The sequence below is a fragment of the Bartonella sp. CM86QHHN genome, assembly GCF_042194695.1.
GTDB lineage: Bacteria > Pseudomonadota > Alphaproteobacteria > Rhizobiales > Rhizobiaceae > Bartonella.
This window is the reverse complement of record NZ_JBHIND010000035.1, coordinates 32,831-58,703: the sequence shown is the minus strand read 5'-3', so window position 1 is coordinate 58,703 and position 25,873 is coordinate 32,831. Positions and strand designations below refer to the sequence as shown.

Sequence of the window (25,873 nt, the reverse complement as noted above, 5' to 3'; positions counted from 1 at the left end):
ATTAGACATATCTGTAGCATTTTTATCTTCTGTCGAGATTGGCAAAAAATCTGTTCCTGTAGGACTGGAGGAAAAGATAATTGAACTCTATGCTTTAGATCAAGAGGTAGCAGAAATTTTGAGAAGAGAATCGGATGCTTGTCGCAAAAGTTTTACAATCAAGACTTCTGATCCGTTGAGGCGTAAAACTGTTGGCATGTTTTTTAGAACTTTAAAAGATTTTTCACAAGAGGATTTAGAAGCATTCAAAACATTATTAGAGATGATTAGCGAAGCGCAAAGAAAAGAAAATGCTACTGTTGTAGACAAATGTTAGAAAATCCTATTCCCTAACTTTTATCCACGTATCCCGTACTTTAAAAAAGATATATAAAATCAATAGATTATGTACAGAAAAAAGAAACATGGTACGCCCAAGGGGAATCGAACCCCTGTTTCCGCCGTGAAAGGGCGATGTCCTAACCGCTAGACGATGGGCGCAAACCAATGATGAGGCTTATAGAGAGGATCTTTTTACTTCGCAAGCCCTCTGTGTCATTTTTTTTGAAAAAAGTGTGTTTTATTGAATAATTTTTGAGCGATTCCTGTTTAGATCATTTTATTTTCTAAGATTTTTTGTAGAAAAAATATAAAGTTATCATGATTGATAGAAAATTTTGATGTGGGTATCATCTCAGGGAATGATATTTTCAGTTTTGAGGAGTAGGCAAAAATGATCAAAAACAGCATTTTTAATGTATTTATTTTTTGCATATTTTATCGCTTGTTATCTTTGCTCACCACATGAGAATATTATTTAACTTGCTTGAAAGAGCCTTTATACAGAAGATTTCTCATTTGAGTTTATCATAAAGCAAAAACTGTATAATTTATGAAGTAGAAAGAAAATATTTATTACCAAATTAACAAATAATACAAAAGTTTTTCTATGAACAATCCATAGATTATTTGCAGTTTAACAAAATATAAATAGATATCTGTATGCTAAAAATGAAAATATTAAATCAATTTTTATAGAATATATGAAGAAAATATTTTTTTATATTTACTTTTACATGTCTGTAAAATTTTTAAAATTAAAAACCATTCATTTGCTCTTTTACATATTGAGAAGGTTCTTGATTTGAAAATGAATTAGTGTGGATAAAGGGTAGATTGAGTTTTTTCTCATTTCAATTCGCTAGTTTTTTAAAGAGGTGCAATAAGTTGAGATAAAATATTCGAATTTTGCAAATTTATTCTCCATATTTATAATATTTCAGAATTAGGGTGTGCGCATATTAAGTCTTGTTTTTTACTTTAATGTAAGGTTCTATTTTGATATATGAGTGCGTTAAGATTTTTGCATTAAAGATTTATAGTTAAAGCTATGGAATGGTAGGAAGGAATGTGTTATCATTTACTGATCTACTTTCATTTTATCCATTCCCTAAGTTATCATATGAAAGAATGTTTTTTGTTCCATACTTGTTGATTTAGAAGAGATGTTTTTATTCTTTCTTACCAAGTCTTCAATATTCTTTAACTTGTTATTGATTATTTTTTAGAACTTTTTTTATGGAAACTTGCATTTATCTGTTTTACAGATTTTCATTCTGAATTAGATATTTTATAAAGATTCTGAAATCTTTGAAGACAATAAATATTATATTTTTAGGAATGTTGATTGAACAAGCGGGGATAATTCTATTAGAGAAAATGAAATAAATAGAGCAGGGTATTTCTTTTGTTCTTATGAACATAAGTACTTTTTGTGTTGATTGGCACATCATTTAAACGATTTTTCAATGAAGATAGGGATCAGTGGTTAATAATGGCAGAAGCTTTAAAGGTTGGTGTTGCGGGACTTGGTACAGTTGGTACTTCAGTTGTTCGAACTCTATGTGAAAAAGCGAATAGTTTAGCTTGTCAATGTGGGCGATTCATCAAAGTTGTTGCTGTTAGTGCGCGTGATAAAGGTCGCAATCGTGGAATTGATCTTAGTGGTATAAAATGGTTTGATTCACCTGTGGAGTTGGCTGCTTCTGATGAGATTGATGTTTTTGTAGAGTTAATTGGTGGTGAATTGGATGTGGTGTATACCGCTGTTAAGAGAGCGCTTGAGGCGGGACATCATGTTGTAACAGCCAATAAAGCTCTTCTTGCTCGACATGGAGTAGAGCTGGCTATAATTGCAGAAAAAAAAGGTGTTTTTCTTCATTTTGAAGCAGCTGTTGCAGGGGGGATTCCTGTTATCAAAGCGATGAGAGAATCACTTGTTAGTAATCGCATATCGCGAATTTATGGTATTCTCAATGGAACCTGTAATTATATATTAACACGTATGTTTACGGAAGGTCTTTCATTTAAAGATTGTTTAGCAGATGCACAGAGACTTGGGTATGCTGAAGCAGATCCAAGTTTTGATATTGAGGGAAATGATACTGCTCATAAATTAGCTTTGTTGACAAGCTTGGCATTTGGAACTGCTGTTTCGTTAGATGATGTTTATGTTGAAGGAATTCATAATATTTCGCAAATTGATATTCGAGCAGCTGATGAATTGGGGTATCGGATTAAGCTTTTAGGGGTTGCATTAAAAACGGATTCTGGAATAGAGCAACGCGTTCATCCAACAATGGTACCAACATCCTCAATGATTGCACAGATAAATGGTGTAACCAATGCTCTTTCTATTCAAAGTGATTTATTAGGTGAATTACTGTTTTCTGGTCCTGGCGCCGGAGGAAAGGCAACAGCATCAGCCGTTATTGGTGATTTGGCTGATATAGCAAAAGCACGTTCTGGTTTTCAGTATGCACCTGTTTTAAGACGTCCAGCATTAGAACTTGCTCCTCATAAAAAAGCACGTATTTCGCATCATGCAGGTGGTTATTTTATTCGTTTAAATGTTCATGATCGTACTGGTGTTTTTGCCGAGGTCGCAAGGCATATGGCTGATAATCACATCTCATTGGAGTCGATTGTTCAAAGATCTTTTGTAGAAGATCAAATTGAAAAAACAATTATTTTAATTACGCACGAAACAACAGAGGTGAATGTACGACAGGCACTTGCAGAAATTGAAAAAGATGGACATCTTGTTGCAAAATCTCAATTTATTCGTATTGAACCTATGGCAAAGAATTGATAACTTTCTTGATAATAAAAAAAGCACGCTTGAGTTCTTTTATCTCTTGTGGAAAATTTTCATCTTTGCCAAAAAACTTTATTCTTAGTATTTAATAAGGACTCATATTTTTTCTGGTATTCATTCGGTAGGATTTTTTCATATGCCCACAACTCAGAAGATTTTAAATGGACTTGATCGTATTTTGACGCTTGAATTGGTACGTGTTACTGAACGTGCTGCTGTTGCTGCTGCACGCTGGCGCGGACGTGGCGATGAAAAGGCAGCGGATCAAGCTGCTGTAGATGCAATGCGGCAGGAACTTAATCGATTGCCTATTGATGGTACAGTGGTGATTGGTGAAGGTGAGCGGGATGAAGCGCCTATGCTTTATATTGGAGAAAAAGTAGGTCTTCAAAGTGGATTGGCGATCGATATTGCACTTGATCCACTAGAGGGTACAACACTTTGTGCTAAAAATATTGCCAATTCTTTGGCAGTAGTTGCAATTGCTGAAAAGGGTAATCTCCTTTATGCCCCTGATGTTTATATGAACAAAATTGCTATTGGTCCTGGTTATCCAAAGGGAGTAGTCGATATAGATGCTTGTCCTACCGATAATATACATGCTCTTGCGAAGGCTAAAGGAGTGACTGTTAATCAGATTGTTGTTTGTATTATGGATAGACCTCGTCATGAAAAATTGGTTAATGAAGTACGAGCGACAGGGGCGTCGATTCGCTTGATTGGGGATGGAGATGTGGCTGCTGTTATTGATACAACTGATCCAGAAGAAACAGGTATTGATATCTATATGGGGATTGGTGGAGCACCTGAAGGTGTCTTAGCTTCTGCTGCTTTGCGCTGCATTGGAGGACAGATGCAAGGTCGTTTGCTGCTTGATACAGAAGAGAAAATTGCTCGTGCAGCTAAAATGGGGATTAGTGATCCCAATAAGGTTTATACAATGGAAGAAATGGCAAAGGGTGATGTTTTGTTTTCAGCAACAGGGGTGACAGATGGCAATATGCTTTCTGGTGTTAAATTTACATCTCGTTACATTCAAACGGAAACTCTCGTAATGCGCTCCCATACGGGTACAGTCCGTAATATTAAAGCAAAGCATAGAAATCATTCGAAATTTGATTAATGCTTTCTTTTTTGTCACTAAAAATAGAGGGAGTTTTTCTAGGAAAAACGCTTCCATGAATCTACTTTCATGGAAGCGTTTATAGATATGAGAATACCTTAAATATTATGAGATCTGGACAGAATGTACCCAGCCATTTTTATCTTCTATGTTCCCTTTTTGAATGCCAACCAATTGTGTACGAAGCTGCTTTGTAACTTCTCCAACTGTTTCATTTCCAATAATAAATTCTCCCCCTTTATATCTAAAACGACCAATTGATGTGATAACGGCAGCTGTACCACAAGCAAAGGCTTCTTTAAGGTGTCCACTCTTTGCATCTTCTTGAAGCGCTGTAAAAGAATAAGGACGCTCTTCTATTTTTAATCCCATTTGTTGAGCTAACCTTAAGATTGAATCACGGGTTATCCCTGGAAGGATAGTTCCATTAAGTGGGGGGGTTACAAGTGTATTATTGTCCATAATAAAGCAGACATTCATACCACCAAGTTCTTCAATCCATTTATGTTCAATCATATCAAGGAAGAGTACTTGGCTACAATTATTTTCAGTTGCAGTTTTTTGTGCCAGTAAGCTTGCTGCATAGTTTCCACCACATTTGGCAGCCCCTGTTCCTCTTGGACCGGCACGACTATAATCTGTTTCAATCCAGACGCTGACAGATTTTTCTTCTCCTTTGAAATAGGATTCAACTGGAGAGGCTATGACACAAAAAAGATATTCTTGAGAAGGGCGGACTCCCAAAAAGTTTTCATTGCCAAACATAAATGGACGGATATAGAGGCTAGCGTTGGGCTGATCAGAAACCCATTTTTGATCAATCTTTACTAATTGATGAACGGCATCCAGAAAAATATCTTTTGGCAATTCTGGCATAGCTAAACGTTGTGCTGATTCTATAAAGCGTTGTGCATTGGCATCAGGACGGAAGAGCAAGATGCGTCCATCTTTTGCACGATATGCTTTTAAACCCTCAAAAATTTCCTGTCCGTAATGTAAAACGGTACTTGCAGGGTTAATTTCTAAAGCTTTGTATTGAGAAATGACGGCATTGTGCCAGCCTTTGTCTTCAGTCCATTGAATAGTACACATGTGGTCTGTAAAAAATTGACCAAAACCGGGACTTTTTAAAATTTCTTCATATTTTTCTTCTGACAGAGGAGATGGGTGTTTTTCTATTTTAAAGGGAAGCGATGATATGGGAGATTTCATAAAAAACCTTTTGAGTATGTTTCATTTTTATTAATAAAAATAATGAAATATTTTGATTATAACTCTATTATTAACAAAACCTTTGTGTCAATGTTTTATTATAGAATACAAAGGGGTTTATTATAGAATTCAAAGGCTAGAGTAGGGTAGATATTTTAATTCTATCCTCGCTTCTTTTTCTCAACTTTATGAAGTAAACTGGAACTTTTGTTTATAATTATCGTTTTCTCACAATAAGTATCTGAATAATTGCATATATGCATATTTTCTAGAAATTTAAAGGTAAGGGAATTGAGAAAAGGAATCCACTATGATTGATAAAAATTATCACACATATGAAGAACGTATGGCCGCAGAAAGAAGAGGTCATGAACAACCTGTTTCAATCGCTAAGGGTATTTTTGCTATTCTTCTTGCGATGGTTATTATCTGGTTTATTTTTGGTTTTTTAGGATCTTTTTTTGCAAAATCTCCTGAACATAGTTCGCGTTATAATACCCCAGAAACAAGCCAAAGTGTAACAACGCCCAAAAAAGATTTAAATTCGCTTCCTCCTGTACCTTATACCTATAAGGGTACGGAGTAATTTTTTCGTAAATATAATCTTTTAGATAGGGCGAAAATCGACGTAGATTAAGGAATAAAGTCAGCACAAAGACATAAAAAAGAGAGGAATGATTTTAATTTCTGAAGTTTTTGATAAGTAATTAAATGGTATGGAAATAAATAATGCAACGGTTGTTAAAACCGTTGCATTATTGGTTTAGCGTGTGATGAAGCAGCTTCCACCAGAACTTTTAATGGATTCACAAAGGATTATGGCTTCATTACGGTCTTGCGCTTGAATCCGAACACGGTAATAAGTACCTTTTCCTGGTATAAAAGCGGATTGAATATTTAAAGAACGGGCACCGATAAGGAATCCAAATTTAGATTTCATATTTTTTAAAGAATTTCTAGCGAGCTCATACGTTGGTTGAGATGCAAGTTGTACGTAATAACTTTCTGAATTTTGTGCTGCGACTCTGTTTGGTGATATGGGGCGAGACGCGGCTGGTGTTTCAACTTGTGTATTTCTTTCTGCATGGGAAGGGATAGGGATAAATTTTTCTTCAATATTTGAGCTAGAATTATTTTCTGCGATTATTTTATCAATATTATTTTTGAGATCATGATCTCTTTCTTGGTCGTTTATATCAGAATCATGCGACGAAACAAGGGACGAATCTTGAAGTTCATTAGAAGTTTGATCAATGCTTTCTTCAGATTGAGCAGCAGTTTTGCTGTTTGTTTGATGCGCGGGGGCTAGTGTAACTGTACCATCTTGATTGACAATAACAGTTTGTACTTCTCGCATTGGAATAGTATGATTTATGGCTTCTGTGACTGCATCTTCAACATCAGATTCATTTAAAGACGATGAGGAAACGCTTGAAGATTCTTCAGGGTTTAATTCTTTTAAATTTTCAGGTTGTTCAGAGTTATCAATAAGAAATTGTTGTGTATTTTCTTGTTTTTCATTTTGTTCAGTTGTTTGTTTATAAATATCTAAATTATGTGCAACATCATTTTTCGTTTCAGTTGTTTCTGGTTTGAATTTAAAAGGCGTATTATCAGCGTGGATAATGACCGTTTCTTCATTTTTTTGTGATGGCATAAAAAAATGAGAATAACCAGCAAACCCAAGTCCTATTAAAATAAGTATAAAAAAACCTTTAATGAAAGTTTTACCAAAAATAAAACTTTTTAAGGGAGGAGGAGCTGATGGAGGTGTGGGAACCTCATCTGAGTTTGTGTATGATGAATTCTCGCTAAAAGAGGGAAAATTATATTCCATATTGGCAGAAGAAAAATAGTCGGAATTTTGTTCTTTAGAGTTTATATAAACACCTTCTTTTGAATTTTGCATAGACTGATGAAAAACTTCACTAAAAACCTCGTTTTTCTGTTTTTTTTGAGAAAAATTATCCGTTGGGACATTCCCTACATTGAGTACATCAGCAAATTCTTCTTCTAAACCACCATTAGTTGGCACATCATATTCTGGCGCTTCATACGGGACTTCTGGAACCATAATAGGACCAGTTTTTTCTACGATTTCCTCTGAAAATTTATAAGTATCAACATTGGGAGGGGGAGTATCTCTGTGCGTATAGTTATGGGCAAAAAAGCCATCCGTTTGTTTTGTATTTAAAGAGGGGGATGAGGAAAGAAACTCATCTAAATTATTTTCATTATATGAAATTTCTCTATTTGGGTTAGAGGCACCTTCGGCGTTATTGATGTATTGGGCTCGAGCCTCATCATATATCGGAACTTTTTCGCCATAAGTTTCTTGTTGTGAGGGGGGGGCTGCAAAAAAATGGGGATAATTGGTTGTATGATCTTCTTGTGAAGCTCCCTTTAAATAAGATTGTCTATCAACTGGTGGAGAATCTAAAGGTGAGGAGAAGGTACTTGTTGTTTGATTTCTTGCAGTGTTTTGTCTTTCTGACACAAGATTAGAAGATGAGAAAAACTCATTTTCCTCTGTAGAAGAGGAGACATCAGGATAATCTTTTTTAATCCAATTTTCTTGATCAGCTGAAATTTTATAGGGATGGTTTATAGGAGTGTCATAGAGGTTTTGATTGTCCTCATAAGTTTTTTGTATATTCGTAGTCTCAGGTTGTTGTGAATTTATTTGTGAAAAACGATTGGTTTGTTCAACATCTTCTGGCGTCTCTCTCTTATTTTCGTGCCTTTCAGATTTATCAAAAAAGAAATTTTCTGATTCTGATTGTGACATAAGATTACTTTTTTCAAGAAAAGGATCAGCATTGGTTGCTGTTTTTTTCTGTTGATGTGATTGATTCTTTGGGATTGGTAATGGAGAAAGCTCATCTAAAATTTGTTCTTCATCATGACTGCTAGGTGAAGAATATTTCTCTTCAGATAAATTATTTTGTTTTGAATGGTTGAAAGAAGAAGATTGTGCAATATCTGAGGCTGTTGCGTTGCTGGTTGCATGCAAGTCCCATTGTTTTTTTTGATCATCAAACGGTAAGTCATGTGCTAAATTTTTTTCAAGTTCCTCTTCTAGAAAGGAGAAATCAAAATCATCATCATGGGATGATGTTTCGGGGTGAGATGTTGATCGTTCTGTTTTTAAAGACGATTGCTCATTTTGGTTTCCGCTTTGTTTGTGCGGATTAAAAATGCGCGTAAGCCTTTCTAAAGGATCATGGTGTTCATGATCGTGTTTTGTTTCGTGTAGATTTTTGCGATCGTTATCGCTCATAGCTTTTCTCACATGATGGTTTGCACTTACGTGCAATCAATGGTTGATTTTGATTTGTTATATTAAAATTATAAATTTTCCCCCTCTCATGCAAGGATACATGAAAAAGTTTATCAATAGAGTACCTATTGTATGTATTTATAGAACTTTTTCAACGCATTTCTATGGGTGCTTCGACTCCTATGATGGTAAGCCCTGATGATAAAATATTGATAACAGCTTGTATCAATCCTAATCTTGCAAAGGATAACTCTTTATCATCAGGTTGAATAAAGCGTAAATTGAGATTTTCACTCCCTTTATTCCAATGGGTGTGAAAGCTGGAGGCAAGGTCATAAAGGTAAAACGCTAATCGATGCGGTTCTTTATGAATTACGGCCTGTTCAATGATACGTGGATATTCAGAAAGTTTGCGTATTAACAATATTTCATGGTCATCTGTTAATCGATGAAGATGGGCAATCAATGTATTATTTGAAAAGCTTTTAATATGAAGCGCTTCTTGTGCTTGACGAAAGACTGAGTGACAACGTGCACTTGCATATTGTACGTAAAAGATGGGGTTATCTTTTGATTGTTCTGTTACTTTTGCAAAATCAAAATCAAGAGGTGCTTCACACTTACGGTATAGCATCATAAAACGCACAGGATCACGCCCAACCTCTTCGACAACATCCCGTAGAGTGACAAAAGATCCTGCTCTTTTTGACATGCGTACAGGATGACCGTTGCGAAAAAGTTTTACCAATTGACACAAGAAGACACTTAATTTAGCTTTATCCCCAGAAATTGCTTTTGCCATTGCCTCTAGCCGCTTTACATAGCCCGCATGGTCTGCGCCTAGAATATAAATCATTTCATCAAAATGACGATTAAATTTATCCCGAAAATAAGCAACATCAGCAGCAAAATAAGTGTAAGAACCGTCAGATTTGACTAAAACACGGTCTTGGTCATCACCGACATTTGTTGAACGGAACAAAGTTTGTTCGCTTGGTTCCCAGTCTTCTGTATTTTGTCCTTTGGGAGGGGGGAGTTTTCCTTTGTAGATATAACCATTTAAAGTGAGGTCGTTGATGGTGTTACGAATGGCGCGTGCATTATCTGCATAAAGCATTCGCTCAGAGAAAAAGATATCATGATAAATATTAAGAGCAGCCAAATCTTCGCGAATCATGGACATCATTGCATGAATTGCACGTTCTTTCACAAGAGATAAGGCTTCATCTTTATCCATCGTGAGGAGTTGGTCACCAAACTCTTGAGCAAGCGATTGACCCAATGGTATCAAGTATTCTCCAGGATAGAGTCCTTCTGGAATTTCATTAATTTCTTGCCCAAGAGCTTCACGATAGCGCAATAGTACCGAATGGGCGAGGACTTCGATTTGTTGACCCGCATCATTGATATAATACTCTTTTGTAATGTTATAGCCCGTAAATTGTAGCAAATTGGAGAGAACATCCCCAACAACTGCTCCGCGGCAGTGTCCTACATGCATTGGTCCAGTGGGATTTGCTGAGACATATTCAACATTGACGCATTTTCCTTGTCCCATTGGAATACGACCATAAGAAGTGCCTAATTCAAGCATAGATTTTATAGCATCTTGCCAAAATAATTTTGTAAGCTTTATGTTTATAAAACCAGGACCGGCAACATCTATATTTTCGATAGAGGAATCATTTTTAAGAAGTTCTATGATTTTATCTGCAAGTGCACGTGGATTGATTCCAATAGATTTTGCAAGCACCATAGCAGCATTGGTTGATAAATGACCGTGGGAGGAATCACGCGGAGGATCAACAGTGATTTTTGATAAATCTAGATCTTCTCCATTTTTTCCTTTTATATCAGATAATTCAATTGATCTCTTAATTTTTTTTTCGAAGTTTTTAAAGATATTCATATTTAGCTTCCATGATGATGCCAAAAGCCATTAAACGAAATTATCTGTATGGTCAAATAAACGCTGATATTCACGTAGAGCGTAGTGATCCGTCATGCCTGAAAGAAAGTCAGCAATCAAACGTGCTAACTCTTGATTTTTTAAGTGCACTGTTTTGCTCTGCCAACTTTCAGGCATTGTATTTGGATTTTCATAATAACAATTGAATAATTTTTGTACAATGCATTTTGCTGCATTGCGACGACTAAGAACTTGTTCATGGTAGTAAAGATTTTTAAATAAAAAGTTTTTTAGTTCTTTTTCATAAACGGTCATTGTCGGTGAAAAGGTGACAATGGTTTGTTTTGCTTGGTGAATATCGTTTATGCTTGTTGGTTTGATGCGTGCTAAATTTTCTTGTGATTGTTTGATAACATCTTCAACCATGGTTGTTATTTGTCTTCGTACAAGTGTGTAACCGCGACGCGCTTGGTCGAGGTGGGGATGCTCATCTGTTATATCTTTTAATATTGCTGCTGTTAGTGGAACATGTTCAAATTGATCGAGTGTTAAAAATTGCGAACGTAGACCATCATCAATATCATGCGCATTGTATGCGATATCATCTGCAATAGCAGCACATTGCGCTTCTAGCCCTGCAAAACAATCGAGTGCAAGGTCTTGCTTTGCATTGTATTGTAAAATATCGATAGGAACCTCCTTATTCTTTGCGTGAGGACCTAAAAGGGGACCATTATGCTTTACAAGTCCTTCGAGGGTTTCCCATGTAAGGTTAAGTCCATCAAAATTTGCATAGCGCTGTTCTAGTTTTGTTACAATGCGTAATGCTTGTGCATTATGATCAAAGCCGCCATAATGTACCATGGCTTCATTAAGAGCATCTTCTCCTGCATGGCCAAAGGGTGTGTGTCCAAAGTCGTGAACAAGGGCAATGGCTTCGGCAAGGTCTTCATCAAGACACAGGGCACGGGCTAATGTTCTTGCAATTTGAGAAACCTCTATGGAATGGGTTAGGCGAGTACGGTAATGATCGCTTTCATCAGCAATAAACACTTGCGTTTTATGTTTAAGACGTCGAAATGCATTAGAATGGATAATACGATCTCTATCTCGTTGAAAAGGTGAGCGTGTGGTGCTCATCGTTTCATGGTATAATCGACCACGGCTTGTTTGTGGATGAGCACTGTATACTGCTCGAGATTGGTAATTGAAGTTGATATTGCCTATATCCATTGCAAGCTATCTATTATCATCTTAAAATTGAGAGTGGTTTATGAGAAATAAACTGCTCTTTGAGTGTAGGATACTCTTTCTTGATGGTTTAATGCAAGGATATATAAAATGAATGTGAAAATTTCAGATGTTGCTGCCAAAAAAATTGCACAGATACTTTTGCGTGAACCCGATAAAATAGCATTACGTATTTCTGTTGAAGGTGGTGGGTGTTCTGGTTTTTCTTATAAATATGACTTGGTTTCTGAAATGTGTGAAGATGACCTCGTTCTCAAAAAAGACGGGGCAGTTGTGTTTATTGATTTACTATCACTTCCTTTTATGGAAGGAGCTGAGATTGATTTTGTTGATGATCTTATGGGGCAGTCTTTTCAAATCCACAATCCCAATGCTGTTTCATCATGTGGTTGTGGTGTAAGTTTCTCAATTTAAAATGATGGCTGTGTGATATTGTTTCTTGAAAAAAAGATCATGTTGGTCAACAATGCAAAAATGGGTATTCTTATAAAAATAGTGCACCGATGTGTATGGTTGTGCGTGGCGCTTTCTTTATTGACTTGGAGCCACTGTGCTTTTTCTGAAGCAGGAGAAGGGCAAGATCAGCAGCAGAGACAATCAAGGAGTTTTATTGTAAAGACTCAAGAGCAGGAGAACGAAAACTTAGCATCTCAAACACAACTCATTTTGAATGCTCGATTAACAAATAGTCATCCGGATATTGAAAAAGGGCTTGTCTGGCGGGTTTATGCTCCTATTCTAGGGATTGATAATAAGTTACCATTAGTGGCAACCTATAAGGGGGGAAGTGCACGTTTTGATCTCGAACCAGGAAATTATCTTGTTCATGTCTCATTTGGTCATATGAGTGCTGTGCGCCATATTCGTTTAGAAAATGGGCAGAGTCTTGTAAAAAACTTTAATCTTGAGGCTGGTGGTGTCATTTTAAATGCAACACTGCTCAATGGCGTAATGAATGAAAAGGAACTCCGTTTTACCATTTATGAGGATGAAAAAGAAAATGATGATACGGGAGTAATTATATCAAATGTTAAACCCCAATCAGTTGTGCGTTTAAAAGCTGGCCGCTACCATGTTGCTTCCCATTATGGTTCTATTAATGCGACGGCTCGTTCGGATATTCAAGTGGATGCGGGTAAAATAACAGAAGTTACTCTTGAACATCAGGCCGCTCAGATTGTCTTAAAGCTGGTGCGACAAGAAAGAGGAGAAGCGCTTGCAGATACAAGTTGGTCTCTTGCCAATGATTCTGGTGATATCGTTTATGAAACAGTAGGTGCGTATGTTTCACTCGTGTTAGCGGAGGGAGAGTATATTGCAATTGCTAAAAATAAAGATAAAATCTATCAAAAAGTTTTTTCAGTCGTTTCTGGTCATGATGAAGATATAAGTGTGATAGCGAATGAAGAAAATATGCAGCGAGTTGATGAAGATGTGGATTGATTGTTGTTCATGGGGGGTAAACTATGATGAAAGACGGGGTATGAATTTTGATTGAAATTTCAACAGTTGGTGTGTTTTTTGCTGGGGCACTCTCTTTTTTGTCACCATGCGTTTTGCCGTTAGTTCCTCCTTATTTGTGCTATATGGCAGGGGTTGGTATTGATGATTTTCGTTCAGAAAAGCCTGATGAGAAAGTCTTTATCCGGTGGGCTTTATTATCTTCTGTTATTGCTTTTGTTCTTGGGTTTACGACTGTTTTTGTTGCTTTAGGTGCCAGTGCTAGTACAATTGGGAAATTCATCGGTTATTATCGTGATTGGTTTGCCCTTGCTGCTGGAATTGTCATTATTATTTTTGGTTTAAATTTTTTGGGGATTTTCAAGATCGCTTTTTTATTTCGTGAGGCGCGTTTTCAGACCCAAAAAACACCTGCTGGTCCTTTAGGCGCGTATATTATCGGTTTAGCTTTTGCCTTTGGTTGGACACCGTGTATTGGCCCTATTTTAGGTCCTATTATAACGCTTGCTGGAACAAAAGAAACTGTGGGAGAGGGAGCTGTTCTCTTAGCGGTTTATGCATTAGGTCTTGCTATTCCTTTTATGTTAGCAGCTTTATTTTCTAGCAGTTTTATGCGATTTTTAGGAGCTTTTCGTATTCATTTAGGAAAAGTTGAAAAAATCATTGGTGTTTTTCTTATTCTTACAGGGATTTTGTTTTTAACAGGTTCTATGCAGGATCTTTCATTTTGGCTTTTAGAACATTATCCTTCGTTGAGTTATATTGAAGATATTCGTTGGCACAATATTATGATTTTTTTTGGATTTTCTCGTTAGTCTTATGTGTTTTTATGGTTAGAAGTTGTCTTTCTATTGTTCTTGCCGCAGGTGAGGGGACGCGCATGAAATCGTCTCTGCCTAAGGTACTTCATAAAATTGCTGGATTGCCTCTTATATGCCATGTTCTAAAAAAAATAGAATTGGCAGGCTCTTCACAATTAGCGGTTGTTGTGGGATATGGTGCTAAGGAGATTACGCACGTTGTTCAGTCATTTGTAAAAGATGTAATGATTTTTGAACAAAAAGAGCGTTTAGGAACTGCTCATGCTGTTTTGTCTGCTCGTTTAGCTTTGCAAAAGGAGGTGGATGATGTGCTCATTGTTTTTGGGGATACTCCTCTCATTCAGCAAGATTCATTGCACCAAATGCGTGCACAGCTTGCTGATGGAGCAGATGTTGTTTTTGCAGGTTTTCATACCAAACATCCAACAGGTTATGGGCGTCTTCTCGAGAAAAATGGTCAATTGATTGCAATTGTAGAAGAAAAAGACGCTAGCGATGAAGAAAAAAAGATTTCTTTTTGTAACGGTGGAATACTCGCTATGCGTGGAAAACATGCACTTTCTCTTTTAGAGAAAGTTGGTAATAATAATGTGAAAAAAGAATATTACTTAACAGATATTGCTTCTCTTGCAACACGCGAAGGATTAGATGTGCGTGTTGTTGAAGTTCCTTTTGAAGATATTGTAGGAATTAACAACGGTCTTGAGCTTTCTGAGGCTGATTCTTTGTGGCAAAAACGTAAAGCGCGCGATTTAATGTTATCGGGTGTTACACTCTTAAAGCCAGAAACACTCTATTTTTCTTATGATACAGAAATTGCACCAGGGGTGGTGATAGAACCAAATGTTTATTTTGGGTTAAACGTAAAAGTACAATCTGGTGCGGTTATTCATGCATTTAGTTATCTCGAAGGTGCTGTGGTTGGTAGAGATGCACAGATTGGTCCCTATGCACGTTTGCGTCCTGGAACAGAGTTGGCAAAGTCCGTAAAGATTGGAAATTTTTGTGAAGTCAAACAAGCTAAGGTAGGAGAATCTTCTAAAATCAATCATTTAAGTTATATTGGTGATGCCGAAATTGGTGCACATACCAATATTGGAGCCGGTACGATTACTTGCAATTATGATGGATTTAACAAATATAAAACCATGATTGGTGATCATGCTTTTGTTGGGTCTAATACGGCACTTGTTTCCCCATTGGTAATAGGGGATGGCTCTTATGTTGCTTCAGGAAGTGTTATTACTGAAAATATTCCTATGAACAGTATGGCTTTTGGGCGTGCACGACAGGTTATAAAAGAGGGCTATGCGACAAAATTTCGAGAGCGTTTGTTAGAAAACAAACAGAAAAAATGATTATTTTCAGCTTATTCTTTTGTTTCGTGTTAATCTAACGATGGATGGAAGATTTATTCTTAAAGATTGCCGTATTCCATGTTTGAATTATTTTTATTATTTATAGTTTTAAATAAAGGCTGTTGGATTGTTTTGTAAAATTTGAATCTTAAGATGTGGGTTGGAGCTTTTTAATGTGTGGAATTATTGGAGTTCTTGGAAAGAGGTGTGTTACGTCCTCTTTGGTTGAGGGGTTAAAACGTCTTGAATATAGAGGGTATGATTCATCTGGGGTGGCAACGGTCCATAATGGGCATCTTTATCGTGTACGTGCTGAGGGGAAGCTTGTTCATTTAGAAGAAAAATTAAAAAAAACACCTCTGGAGGGAAGTTTAGGGATTGGTCATACCCGTTGGGCTACGCATGGAATTGCTGTTGAACGCAATGCGCATCCCCATGTGACTGAAAAGCTTGCGATTGTTCATAATGGTATTATTGAAAATTTTGTAGAACTGCAAAAGGAACTCATAGAGGATGGTTGTATCTTTGAAACAGAGACGGATACGGAAGTTATTGCACATTTAATAACGCGTGCATTAAAAGATGGTCTTTCTCCGCAAGAAGCCATACGTACCAGTTGGAAAAGGCTGCAGGGGGCTTTTGCTATTGCTCTTATTTTTGAAGGTGAAGATAACCTTATGATTGCGGCTTGTTCTGGTCCACCTCTGGCAATTGGTTATGGAAAAGATGAATTTTTTGTGGGGTCAGATGCCATAGCTTTGGCACCATTCGTTGATTATATTAGCTATATGGAAGATGGGGATTGGGCTGTTCTCACACGGGAAGGTGTTACAATTTATGATGCTAATAATCAACCGGTAAAACGTCCTGTGACGACATTACTTGAAGGGGCTTTATTGATTTCTAAGGGTAATCATCGTCATTTTATGCACAAGGAAATGTTTGAACAACCTGAAGTGATTTCTCATAATTTGGCGCATTATCTTGATCTTGGAAATTATGCGGTTCGACCGCTTGAGAATTTGATTGATTGGAAAAATATTCATCGGCTTCTTTTTGCGAGTTGTGGAACGGCATATTATTCAACCTTAGTTGCGCGCTATTGGTTTGAGAAATTTGCCGCTTTAAGTGTTGATAATGATGTTGCTTCCGAGTTTCGTTATCGTGAACCTCCTATAACGTCTGATGTGTTATCGCTGTTTGTTTCTCAATCTGGTGAGACAGCTGATACATTGGCTTCTTTGCGTTATTGTCGTGAGCGGGGTGTAAAAACAGCAACAATTGTGAATGTAGAGCAATCAACAATGGCAAGGGAGGCTGATTTTATTCTCCCAACACTTGCCGGACCGGAAATAGGTGTTGCTTCAACAAAAGCTTTTACCTGTCAATTGGCAACGCTTGCTTCACTCGCTCTTAGTGCGGCTAAACAACGTGGCTATCTCTCGGCTCAAATAGAAAAGCAACTGGTTCAACAGTTGGCAGAAGTTCCACGTATTTTAAATGAGGTCTTAAAATTAGAGAGAAAAATTGAATGTATTTGTCGTGATTTGGTGAATGCAAAAAGTGTTCTTTATCTGGGACGTGGAACTTCTTATCCGATTGCTTTGGAGGGAGCTCTTAAACTGAAAGAGCTTTCTTATATTCATGCTGAAGGTTATGCGGCAGGTGAATTAAAGCATGGACCAATTGCTCTGGTGGATGAGACAATACCCGTTATTGTTGTTGCACCTTATGATCGGTGGTTTGAAAAAACTTTTTCTAATATGCAAGAAGTGGTAGCGCGTAATGGTCGTATTATTTTAATAACCGATAAAAAGGGAGCAGAAGTAGCTTGTCTTAAGACTTTATCAACGATCACTTTGCCAGATGTTCCAGAATTTATTTCTCCTATTATTTATGCACTCCCTGTTCAGTTAATCGCTTATCATACGGCTGTTTTATTAGGAACAGATGTTGATCAACCCCGTAATTTAGCAAAATCAGTCACGGTTGAATAAAAGTATATTTCTGAATCTTTTGGAGAATAATCAAGTGTAAGAAATTGATTTATAATGAAACTTATTTTTTCATTTTTCTCTGTTGAACGAGAATACTGAAGAAAGGTTTTTTATTTCTAAATCCTTTACGATAAAACGAAAAATATTTTCTTACCTATCAAAAAATAGATCAGTTATGTGAATATAATGGTAAAAAAAGACGCAATATTGCTTCTACTGTTTTAATGCAGTTGATTTGTTATTCGTTCATGAAGCATAAAGATGGTAAGAGACTGCGTAGATCATTTATGGGTAATTCTAAGAGAAAATCATATTTGAACAGAGAGGTATTTAAGTTTTTTATTAGAGGGTTTTTGTTATCCTGCTCGTAAGAGGCGTGCAGCATCGTTGTGTCCGAAAAGATAAAGGAGCAACCGTAAAGCTTGTCCTTGCTCAGAAGAAAGATGAGGATCGCGTTGTAAAAATAAACGAGCATCTTTTCTTGCCATTGACAAAAGATCGCTATGAACTGCAAGGTTTGCTATATGAAATTCAGGGACTCCGGATTGTTTTGTACCTAAAAGTTCTCCTTCGCCTCGTAGGCGCCAATCTTCTTCAGCAATTTCAAAACCATCTTCTGTATTGCGGATAATATTAAGGCGTGTTGCTGCTGTTTTAGTCAGTGGATCTTTATAGAGCAAAATGCAGGAAGATTTTTTATCGCCTCGTCCTACACGTCCACGTAATTGGTGCAATTGTGAAAGGCCAAAATGTTCCGCGTGTTCGATGATAATGATCGAAGCATCTGGAATATCTACTCCCACTTCAATGACGGTGGTTGCAACTAAAATACGTGTATTTCCACATTTAAAAGATGCCATAGCGGCTTCTTTTTCTGCTGTAGACATTTTTCCATGGATCATACCAACGTGTGCTCCAAAGCGCTCATGGAGAAATGCAAAGCGGTTTTCAATTGAAGTGAGATCAAGAGCTGTCGATTCCTCTACTAAAGGACAAATCCAATAGAGCTTTTCTCCTTTTTCTAATGCAATTGCGATTCTCGCTATAAGCTCATGAAGACGTTTCAAAGAAAGCGTTGCTGTTGTAATGGGTTGTCGTCCCATTGGTTTTTCGGTAATTTTAGAGACATCCATATCACCAAAAGCTGTTAAGACAAGTGTGCGCGGAATGGGCGTGGCGGTCATAACCAGCATATCAGCTTTATTGCCTTTTTCTGTAAGAGCGATACGTTGATGGACACCAAAACGGTGTTGTTCATCGATAATGGTTAAAGCGAGATTATTATAAGTAACGCTGTTTTGTATGAGAGCATGAGTTCCGATAACAATAGAAACTTGACCTGACAGAATATCATTCACGATATTTGTCCGCAATTTTCCTTTTTCTCGTCCTGTTAAAAGCGTTGTTTGTAATCCGACCTTTTCGGCAAGAGGAGCGATGGTGGCAAAATGTTGCCTAGCAAGCACTTCAGTTGGTGCCATTAAAGCTGATTGTCCTGAATTTTCAGCAATTTGTGCCATTGCCATCAATGCAACAACAGTTTTTCCTGCGCCTACATCACCTTGAAGTAGTCTTAGCATCGGTTCTGGTGAAGCAAGATCATTTGCGATATCTTCTACTGCTTTTTTTTGTCCGGTTGTGAGTTGAAAGGGGAGGATATTAAGCAATTTTTTAGTATAAATTCCTGTTGATGGTCGAGAAGTGCCAACAAGAGATTTAGTTTTCAAACGCACGAGTCCTAGTGCCAATTGACAAGCGAGCAATTCATCATAGGCAAGACGTTTGCGTGCTGTACTTTCTAAGGATAGATCATTGGGGTTAATGGGCGCATGGATACGGCGTAAAGCAACAGAAAAAGAAGGAAAATTTTGCTGCTTTTTTACATTTTCATCTATCCATTCTGGGAGGAGAGGAATAAAATCAAGAGTGTTTTGTATGGCGCGTCTTAGTGTCTTTACAGTTAGTCCTGCAGTAGAGGGATAGACAGGTTCGATGAGAGGTATCTGATTTGATTGTTCGCTTGGGGCAATATAGTCTGGATGCGCCATTGAAAGCTGTCCATTAAACCATTCAACTTTTCCTGATATAATGACTTTTTTTCCTTCGGGGAGTTGTTTTTTTAACCAAAGAGGTTGAGCATGAAAAAAGACTAAATTTATTTTTCCTGTGTGATCATGGGCAATAACACGATAGGGAATTCGGTTGTGACCACGGGGTGGTGGTTGATGCTGATCGATGATAATTTCGAGCGTAACAGTATCTCCTTCTTTTGCACAAGTAATGTTGGGACGCATTCTGCGGTCTATAACGGAATGGGGCATTAATTGAAGAAGGTCAATAAGGGTTGCTTCGCGTTGTGTGGGATTAACATCTAAGAGTTTGGTCAATAAACCATAGACTTTAGGTGTAATACCAGAAAGAGTTCGGATAGAATTAAAAAGTGGGGTAAGAAGACTTGGAGGCATGAGCAAATTTAACCTGCCCTTTTTGTTTTTTCTAGACCTTTAGAAGAGCTGTTTGGGGATAAAGTCATAAAGACAAGGTTGCTTTATTTACACATTGAACTTTAGGAAGAGAAATTAATATTTAAAGAAAAATACAATTAAATGGTCAAAAATTAAAGTGCTTAGATGAGGTATATTGTTTTTCTTTTTATTTTAGGTGTTTATTTGCTGTGAATAGAAGCATTTTCTTGATAGAACTCTCTTATAAATATTAATAAAATTGGGATATTGCTCCTATGTAGGATGATGAATTTATAGCTTTAAAGTTTGATGATAAACAGAAGTTTTTTCTTTTATAAGGGGTGCTGTTTAGCATTTATTTTGTAATGGGAAATTGTGAGAGTGGTAAAAACTAAAATGCAAATGCAAGAGAACAAAAATTCTCTTCCTCGCTTTATTCATTTGAGAGTGCATTCAGCTTATTCCTTGCTCGAAGGGGCTTTAAAAATCCCCCAAATTATTCAACAGACGATTTCAGATCATGCACCAGCCGTTGCTATTACCGATACCAATAATTTATTTGGTGCTTTGGAATTTTCACAGCATTGTCTTTCTCATGGGGTCCAACCTATTATTGGTTGTCAGCTTACTGTTGATTTTTGTGATGAAAATGATCATTCACGTTTGGCTAAATGGCGTAATCCTTCTGATTTTTGCTCTATTGTTCTTTTGGCTGCTAGCGAAACCGGTTATGCTCATTTGGTTCGTCTTGTGAGCCGTGCTTATCTTGATAAGTGTGATACTGATCCTCCTCATATTAAAGCTGATTGGTTGTCAGAACACAGTGAAGGCATAATCGCTTTAACGGGTGGAAAGGGAGGACCTATTAATCTTTCTTTGGCAGAAGAGAAAAAAGAACATGCTGTTGAGCGCTTAATTTATTTGAAAAAATCTTTTGCTGATCGTCTTTATGTGGAGTTACAACGGCATGGCTCTTATGACCGGAGAGTAGAAGCTGATCTTATTGAATTGGCTTATGCGCATGAAATTCCTCTTGTAGCAACGAATGAAGCTTTTTTTCTGCAAAGAGAAGGGTATGAAGCGCATGATGCGCTGATGGCTGTTTCAGAAGGACAAATTGTCTCTAATCCAGATCGCAAACGTGTGACACCAGATCATTATTTGAAGTCACAAGATGAAATGGTTACACTGTTTTCTGATCTTCCAGAAGCTTTGGAAAATAGTGTTGAAATTGCATTGCGTTGTCATATTGCCTCGCCTCTTCGAAAACCGATATTGCCTCGTTTTATAGAACAATCTGTTAATTCAGAAACTACTTTAGAAATAGAAGATAGTGAGTTATTAAATCAGGCTAAAGATGGTTTGAAGATTCGGCTTGAAACAATAGGGTTGGCTGAAGGGTATACGATTGCAGATTATGAACAGCGGCTTGATTATGAAATTTCAGTTATTACGCGTATGCAATTTTCTGGATATTTTCTTATCGTTTCAGATTTCATAAAATGGGCAAAGGTTCATGACATTCCCGTTGGACCAGGCCGGGGTTCTGGTGCTGGTTCACTTGTTGCTTATGCATTGACGATTACTGATGTGGATCCCTTGCGGTTTTCTCTTCTCTTTGAACGTTTTCTGAATCCAGATCGTGTTTCGATGCCAGATTTTGATATCGACTTTTGTCAAGAGCGGCGCGAAGAAGTTATTCAATATGTTCAAAAAAAATATGGACGTGATCAAGTTGCTCAAATTATTACTTTTGGTAAGTTACAGGCACGTGCAGTTTTGCGTGATGTGGGGCGTGTTTTAGAAGTTCCTTATCGTCAGGTGGATTATCTTACAAAATTAATTCCTGCCACCCCAGGAAGTCAGGTAGAATTAGCAGATGCTATTAAGGATGAACCTAAATTTGAAGAAGAAAAGAAAAAAGATCCCGTTGTTGGACGCGCATTAGATATAGCGCTTCAGTTGGAGGGACTTTATCGTCATGCTTCAACTCATGCTGCTGGGATTGTTATCGGAGATCGTCCACTTTGGGAGCTTGTCCCGATGTATCGTGATCCTCGTTCTGATATGCCTGTTACACAATTTAACATGAAATATGTTGAACAAGCGGGGCTGGTAAAATTTGATTTTCTTGGATTAAAAACGCTTACTGTTTTGAAAATGGCAGTCGATTTTGTTGCCAGAAAGGGGATTAAAATAGATTTATCAAATATTCCTCTGAATGATGAAGCAACCTACGCTATGATGGCACGTGGTGAAACGGTTGGCGTGTTTCAGGTGGAAAGTTCTGGTATGCGCAAGGCGTTGATTGGAATGAAGCCAGACCGTATTGAAGATATTATTGCGCTGGTTGCACTTTATCGTCCAGGTCCAATGGAGAATATTCCAACCTATAATGCACGCAAACATGGGGAAGAGGAAATTGCTTCTATTCATCCTAAGATAGATCATCTGATCAAAGAAACACAAGGTGTTATTGTCTATCAAGAACAGGTGATGCAGATTGCTCAGGTTCTTGCTGGCTATTCGCTTGGAGAAGCTGATTTACTACGTCGTGCTATGGGGAAAAAAATTCATGCTGAAATGCAAAAACAGCGTACGCGTTTTGTCAATGGAGCTGTTGCAGGTGGCGTGGATAAAGATCAAGCTGATATTATCTTTGATCTTTTAGCAAAATTTGCCGATTATGGTTTTAATAAATCGCACGCTGCTGCTTATGCAATTGTTTCTTACCAAACGGCTTATATGAAAGCAAACTATCCCGTTGAGTTTTTAGCTGCTTCAATGACATATGATATGACGAATACAGATAAGCTCAATGATTTTCGGCGTGAAGCATTAAGGTTGGGTATTGAAGTTATTGCACCTTCTATACAAACATCTCATCGTGTTTTTGAGGTTGGTGATAATTGTATTTATTATTCTCTTGCTGCCATTAAAGGTGTGGGAGAAACTGTTGTAGATCATATTGTTTCTTGTCGTGGGAGTAAGATTTTTAAGGATTTGGAAGATTTTTGTGCGCGTGTTGATCCTCGTATTGTTAATAAGCGTGCGATGGAAAGTTTAGTTTGTGCTGGTGCTTTTGATTGTTTTAACATTGCACGTGAGGTTTTATTAGCCAATCTTGGAACCCTTCATGCGCGTGCACTTCGTATTCTCGATGACAATTCTAGCGGGCAGGTTGATATATTTGGAATGGCAGGCGGATTAAAAGAACCATTGATTTTATCGCAAACAACCGCTTGGTTGCCGGCTGAGAAACTTTATCGAGAATTTCAAGCTATAGGTTTTTACTTTTCTGCGCATCCTTTGGAGGAGTATCAAGCTATTCTGAACAAAAAACGCATTCAGACTTGGGGTAATTTTGCCAATGCCGTTAAAGGGGGAGCAACGGCTGCACGGCTTGCTGGAACTGTTGTGGCAAAAAACGTGCGCAAAACAAAATCTGGTAAAAAAATGGGAATTATTCATTTTTCTGATACAAGTGGACAATATGAAGCAGTTCTCTTTTCTGAGGCACTCTCGGATTATGAAGAGATGCTAGAACCCGGAAAATCTTTTATTATTACGGTGAGCGCAGAAAATCGTTCTGAAGGAGTTAGTTTGCGAATTGAAACAATTCAGTCTTTGGAAAATGAATCATTACAACAGCATAAAATGATGCGTCTCTTTATAAAAACAGTTGATATGCTTCCACAAATTGAACAAAATTTAAATCTTGGGGGGAATGGAGAGGTTGGGCTTATTTTAATTCAAGAGGATGGATTGCGAGAAGTCGAAATTGCACTTCCTAAGCGATATAAGGTAAATTCACATGTCGCAAATGCTATGAAATTAATTCAGGGTGTTGTTGATGTAGAATTGAGTTAAAGAAAGATTAAAGATGGGAGCTGATTTTGAGTGGTGTTTTTGCTTTTAGGAGAGCTAAAAATGGAGCTTTTAAAATCGGATTGTAGGTTTCGAAAAATATTGCTTTTATTAGAGTAAATTATGATATTTTTTAGTGTCATAAAATTAAAAAAATCTCGTTCTTTCGTAATATTCAAAGTGCCGGAAGAATTTTATAAGTTTTTATCATTATTTTTTATAGAATTCATCGCATCATACATGTAAAGCCAATTGAGATCTGACATAATGCTCTCTGGTGTACGAATTTTCATCATGAGATTGCGTGCAATTGCTATGGGACCGGTTGCGTGATAGGCTAATCTATTGAAATCTCCGCGTTTTTTTACTGCTGCAATACGCGGGGTGCGTGTTGTTTCGTAAAGCGAAAGTGCTTTCGTTAATGAAAAATCTTTCAATGAAAGTGCTTTTGCTAATGTGGCGGCATCTTCGATTGCCATAGCGGCACCTTGTGCTGCAAAAGGTAAGGCAGCATGTGCGCAATCGCCAACAAATACTTGTCTCTCTAAACCGATAAAACGATTTTGTTTCATTTGAAAAAGTGGCCAATAACTCCATTCATCAATATGATCGAAGATTTGTAAAATTTTTGAATTCCAATCTTTAAAAAGAGATTTGAGTTTTTCTTTATCTCCTTTATGGGCCCATCCTTCTTTTGAACTTTCTCCATGCGTAATGGCGACAAAATTAAAAATTTTTTCTGACGATTGAATGGGGTAGACAACAAGATGATTTTTTGGTCCCATCCAAGCCGTAATTGTCTTCATATTTTGCAATGAAGAACGAAAGTTTTGAGGAAGATTATCAGATGTTGTTGTTGCACGCCAAGCAATAAAGCCACTAAAATTTGCTTTTTCATGAAAAGGAGATTGTTGCCGTAATGTTGACCAAGTGCCATCACATCCGATCAAGAGGGGCGTTGAATAAAGCTGTTCTGTTGCCGTATCTGTTTTTATTGTCGTGATTTTAATGTTGGTTGCCGATTGGGTAGAAGATACAATCGTTTCGCCTGCTTTGTATTTGATCAAAGGATTTTCAATCACTGCATTATATAAAATTTTTTGTAAAGCCGCGCGGTGAATCGTCATATAAGGGGCTTTCCAATATTTTTCTGTTAGATTAATAAGATGAGCCCGTAGATGTATTTTTAAAGATAATCCATCTTTTAACTCAAGAAAATATGGGATTGTCGCGACTTTAGTGAGTTTGTTAAGAAGTTTCCAGCGAGCAAGAATAGATGTTGCATTTGGTGTCAGTTGAATACCAGCGCCTATCGTTTCAAGTTGCTTACACTTTTCGATAATGGTGCTTGCAATTCCTTTATGAGCGAGTGCTAAAGCAGTGCTTAAACCAGCAATTCCTCCTCCAACGATGATGGGTGATTGTTCCACAAATGATTTCATATTAAACAAGCAGAATTAAAAGAGGGGTTATTAAGAAAGCCAAAAAACGCAATTATAATAGCTTTTCTGGATGATATAAGCATCCTGTTGGGTTTGTTTGATCGTATGATAGCGAGGGAACATAACGATAAAGGGTTGAGCAGTAAGGGCAAATTTTCTCATCTGCTGCTCCCATATCGATAAAGATATGAGGATGATCGAATGGGTGTGTAGCGCCTACACACATAAATTCTTTCACACCAATTTCGATTGTTTTATATCCAAGGTCATTTTGGAAATGAGGAATATTGTGATCAGCCATGGCATACAAACTCCAGAATAAATTTTCTCATCAGCTATGATTGGGCTCTTCTATTTTATAGGCGTGAGTTTGTAATAAAGCGTATAATAATGCAAGATGCTTTTTAAGACAAATTTCTCTTCTTTTATGCTATATTAGAATAGTTGTCTTACTTTTAGTGCTTTGCGCATAGCAATAATTCCAAGTACTTTTAAATATTAAATGGAAAAATGATGAGGGAAGTTAGGCATTGATATATTATTATGATGAT

Annotated in this window: 17 protein-coding genes and 1 tRNA gene; 10 read left to right on the top strand and 8 right to left on the bottom strand. The window is 37.2% G+C overall.

The genetic code is table 11. From position 1 onward, the window contains the following. On the top strand, nt 1–316 hold a 316-nt coding region (locus ACFIKX_RS03210; protein WP_375627803.1), incomplete at its 5' end, for an XRE family transcriptional regulator. An 89-nt stretch (nt 317–405) separates the two neighbouring features. On the opposite strand, the gene ACFIKX_RS03205 is transcribed toward ACFIKX_RS03210, so the two are convergent. Then, nucleotides 406–480 (bottom strand) — tRNA-Glu (locus ACFIKX_RS03205). A 1,333-nt stretch (nt 481–1,813) separates the two neighbouring features. On the opposite strand from ACFIKX_RS03205, the gene ACFIKX_RS03200 reads away from it, so the two are divergent. Continuing rightward, complete coding sequence (locus tag ACFIKX_RS03200; protein ID WP_375627802.1) at nt 1,814–3,130, top strand: homoserine dehydrogenase; 1,317 nt, start codon at nt 1,814–1,816, stop codon at nt 3,128–3,130. 142 nt (nt 3,131–3,272) lie between these two features. Beyond that, entirely contained in the window at nt 3,273–4,259 is a 987-nt protein-coding gene (gene glpX, locus ACFIKX_RS03195; RefSeq protein WP_375617770.1) for a class II fructose-bisphosphatase, read from the top strand. A gap of 105 nt (nt 4,260–4,364) precedes the next feature. On the opposite strand, the gene ACFIKX_RS03190 is transcribed toward glpX, so the two are convergent. Further along, nucleotides 4,365–5,471, bottom strand: coding sequence for a branched-chain amino acid aminotransferase (locus ACFIKX_RS03190; protein ID WP_375627801.1), 1,107 nt, complete (start codon nt 5,469–5,471; stop codon nt 4,365–4,367). A 310-nt stretch (nt 5,472–5,781) separates the two neighbouring features. On the opposite strand from ACFIKX_RS03190, the gene ACFIKX_RS03185 reads away from it, so the two are divergent. Then, nucleotides 5,782–6,057 (top strand): hypothetical protein, encoded by a 276-nt coding sequence (locus tag ACFIKX_RS03185; protein ID WP_375627800.1) that lies wholly within the window; start codon nt 5,782–5,784, stop codon nt 6,055–6,057. Between the two features lie 177 nt (nt 6,058–6,234). Here the strand turns inward: ACFIKX_RS03185 and ACFIKX_RS03180 are convergent, their stop codons facing one another. The 3 genes from ACFIKX_RS03180 to ACFIKX_RS03170 all read right to left on the bottom strand — a co-directional run bounded on the left by ACFIKX_RS03180 (nt 6,235) and on the right by ACFIKX_RS03170 (nt 11,893). After that, nucleotides 6,235–8,751, bottom strand: a complete 2,517-nt coding sequence (locus ACFIKX_RS03180) for an SPOR domain-containing protein (RefSeq protein ID WP_375627799.1) — start codon at nt 8,749–8,751, stop codon at nt 6,235–6,237. A gap of 151 nt (nt 8,752–8,902) precedes the next feature. Then, nucleotides 8,903–10,660 (bottom strand): arginine--tRNA ligase, encoded by a 1,758-nt coding sequence (gene argS / locus ACFIKX_RS03175; RefSeq protein ID WP_375627798.1) that lies wholly within the window; start codon nt 10,658–10,660, stop codon nt 8,903–8,905. 30 nt (nt 10,661–10,690) lie between these two features. Continuing rightward, complete coding sequence (locus tag ACFIKX_RS03170) at nt 10,691–11,893, bottom strand: deoxyguanosinetriphosphate triphosphohydrolase (RefSeq protein ID WP_375627797.1); 1,203 nt, start codon at nt 11,891–11,893, stop codon at nt 10,691–10,693. A gap of 108 nt (nt 11,894–12,001) precedes the next feature. Between ACFIKX_RS03170 and ACFIKX_RS03165 the strand changes: the two genes are divergently transcribed. The 5 genes from ACFIKX_RS03165 (at nt 12,002) to glmS (ending at nt 17,548) form a co-directional block, all read left to right on the top strand. Continuing rightward, nucleotides 12,002–12,325, top strand: a complete 324-nt coding sequence (locus tag ACFIKX_RS03165) for an iron-sulfur cluster assembly accessory protein (RefSeq protein ID WP_273791197.1) — start codon at nt 12,002–12,004, stop codon at nt 12,323–12,325. Between the two features lie 39 nt (nt 12,326–12,364). Next, the gene (locus ACFIKX_RS03160; protein WP_375627806.1) at nt 12,365–13,354 is read left to right on the top strand and encodes a carboxypeptidase regulatory-like domain-containing protein; all 990 of its coding nucleotides are present in this window, start codon (nt 12,365–12,367) and stop codon (nt 13,352–13,354) included. A gap of 44 nt (nt 13,355–13,398) precedes the next feature. After that, nucleotides 13,399–14,187: a cytochrome c biogenesis CcdA family protein gene (locus ACFIKX_RS03155; protein ID WP_375611585.1), complete on the top strand. Its 789-nt coding sequence runs from the start codon at nt 13,399–13,401 to the stop codon at nt 14,185–14,187. Nucleotides 14,188–14,201: 14 nt separating this feature from the next. Next, nucleotides 14,202–15,551, top strand: a complete 1,350-nt coding sequence (gene glmU / locus ACFIKX_RS03150; RefSeq protein WP_375627796.1) for a bifunctional UDP-N-acetylglucosamine diphosphorylase/glucosamine-1-phosphate N-acetyltransferase GlmU — start codon at nt 14,202–14,204, stop codon at nt 15,549–15,551. 173 nt (nt 15,552–15,724) lie between these two features. Then, the gene (gene glmS, locus ACFIKX_RS03145) at nt 15,725–17,548 is read left to right on the top strand and encodes a glutamine--fructose-6-phosphate transaminase (isomerizing) (RefSeq protein WP_375611533.1); all 1,824 of its coding nucleotides are present in this window, start codon (nt 15,725–15,727) and stop codon (nt 17,546–17,548) included. 356 nt (nt 17,549–17,904) lie between these two features. On the opposite strand, the gene recG is transcribed toward glmS, so the two are convergent. Next, nucleotides 17,905–20,013: an ATP-dependent DNA helicase RecG gene (gene recG / locus ACFIKX_RS03140; protein WP_375613094.1), complete on the bottom strand. Its 2,109-nt coding sequence runs from the start codon at nt 20,011–20,013 to the stop codon at nt 17,905–17,907. A gap of 402 nt (nt 20,014–20,415) precedes the next feature. On the opposite strand from recG, the gene dnaE reads away from it, so the two are divergent. Then, the gene (gene dnaE / locus ACFIKX_RS03135; protein WP_375627805.1) at nt 20,416–23,883 is read left to right on the top strand and encodes a DNA polymerase III subunit alpha; all 3,468 of its coding nucleotides are present in this window, start codon (nt 20,416–20,418) and stop codon (nt 23,881–23,883) included. A gap of 191 nt (nt 23,884–24,074) precedes the next feature. Here the strand turns inward: dnaE and ACFIKX_RS03130 are convergent, their stop codons facing one another. Both ACFIKX_RS03130 and ACFIKX_RS03125 read right to left on the bottom strand, forming a co-directional pair. Beyond that, nucleotides 24,075–25,322 carry an FAD-binding protein gene (locus ACFIKX_RS03130; RefSeq protein ID WP_375627795.1) on the bottom strand — a complete coding sequence of 416 codons (1,248 nt, stop codon included), beginning with the start codon at nt 25,320–25,322 and terminating at the stop codon, nt 24,075–24,077. Nucleotides 25,323–25,374: 52 nt separating this feature from the next. Then, nucleotides 25,375–25,623 (bottom strand): zinc-finger domain-containing protein, encoded by a 249-nt coding sequence (locus ACFIKX_RS03125; RefSeq protein WP_375611536.1) that lies wholly within the window; start codon nt 25,621–25,623, stop codon nt 25,375–25,377. Nucleotides 25,624–25,873: the final 250 nt, after the last annotated feature.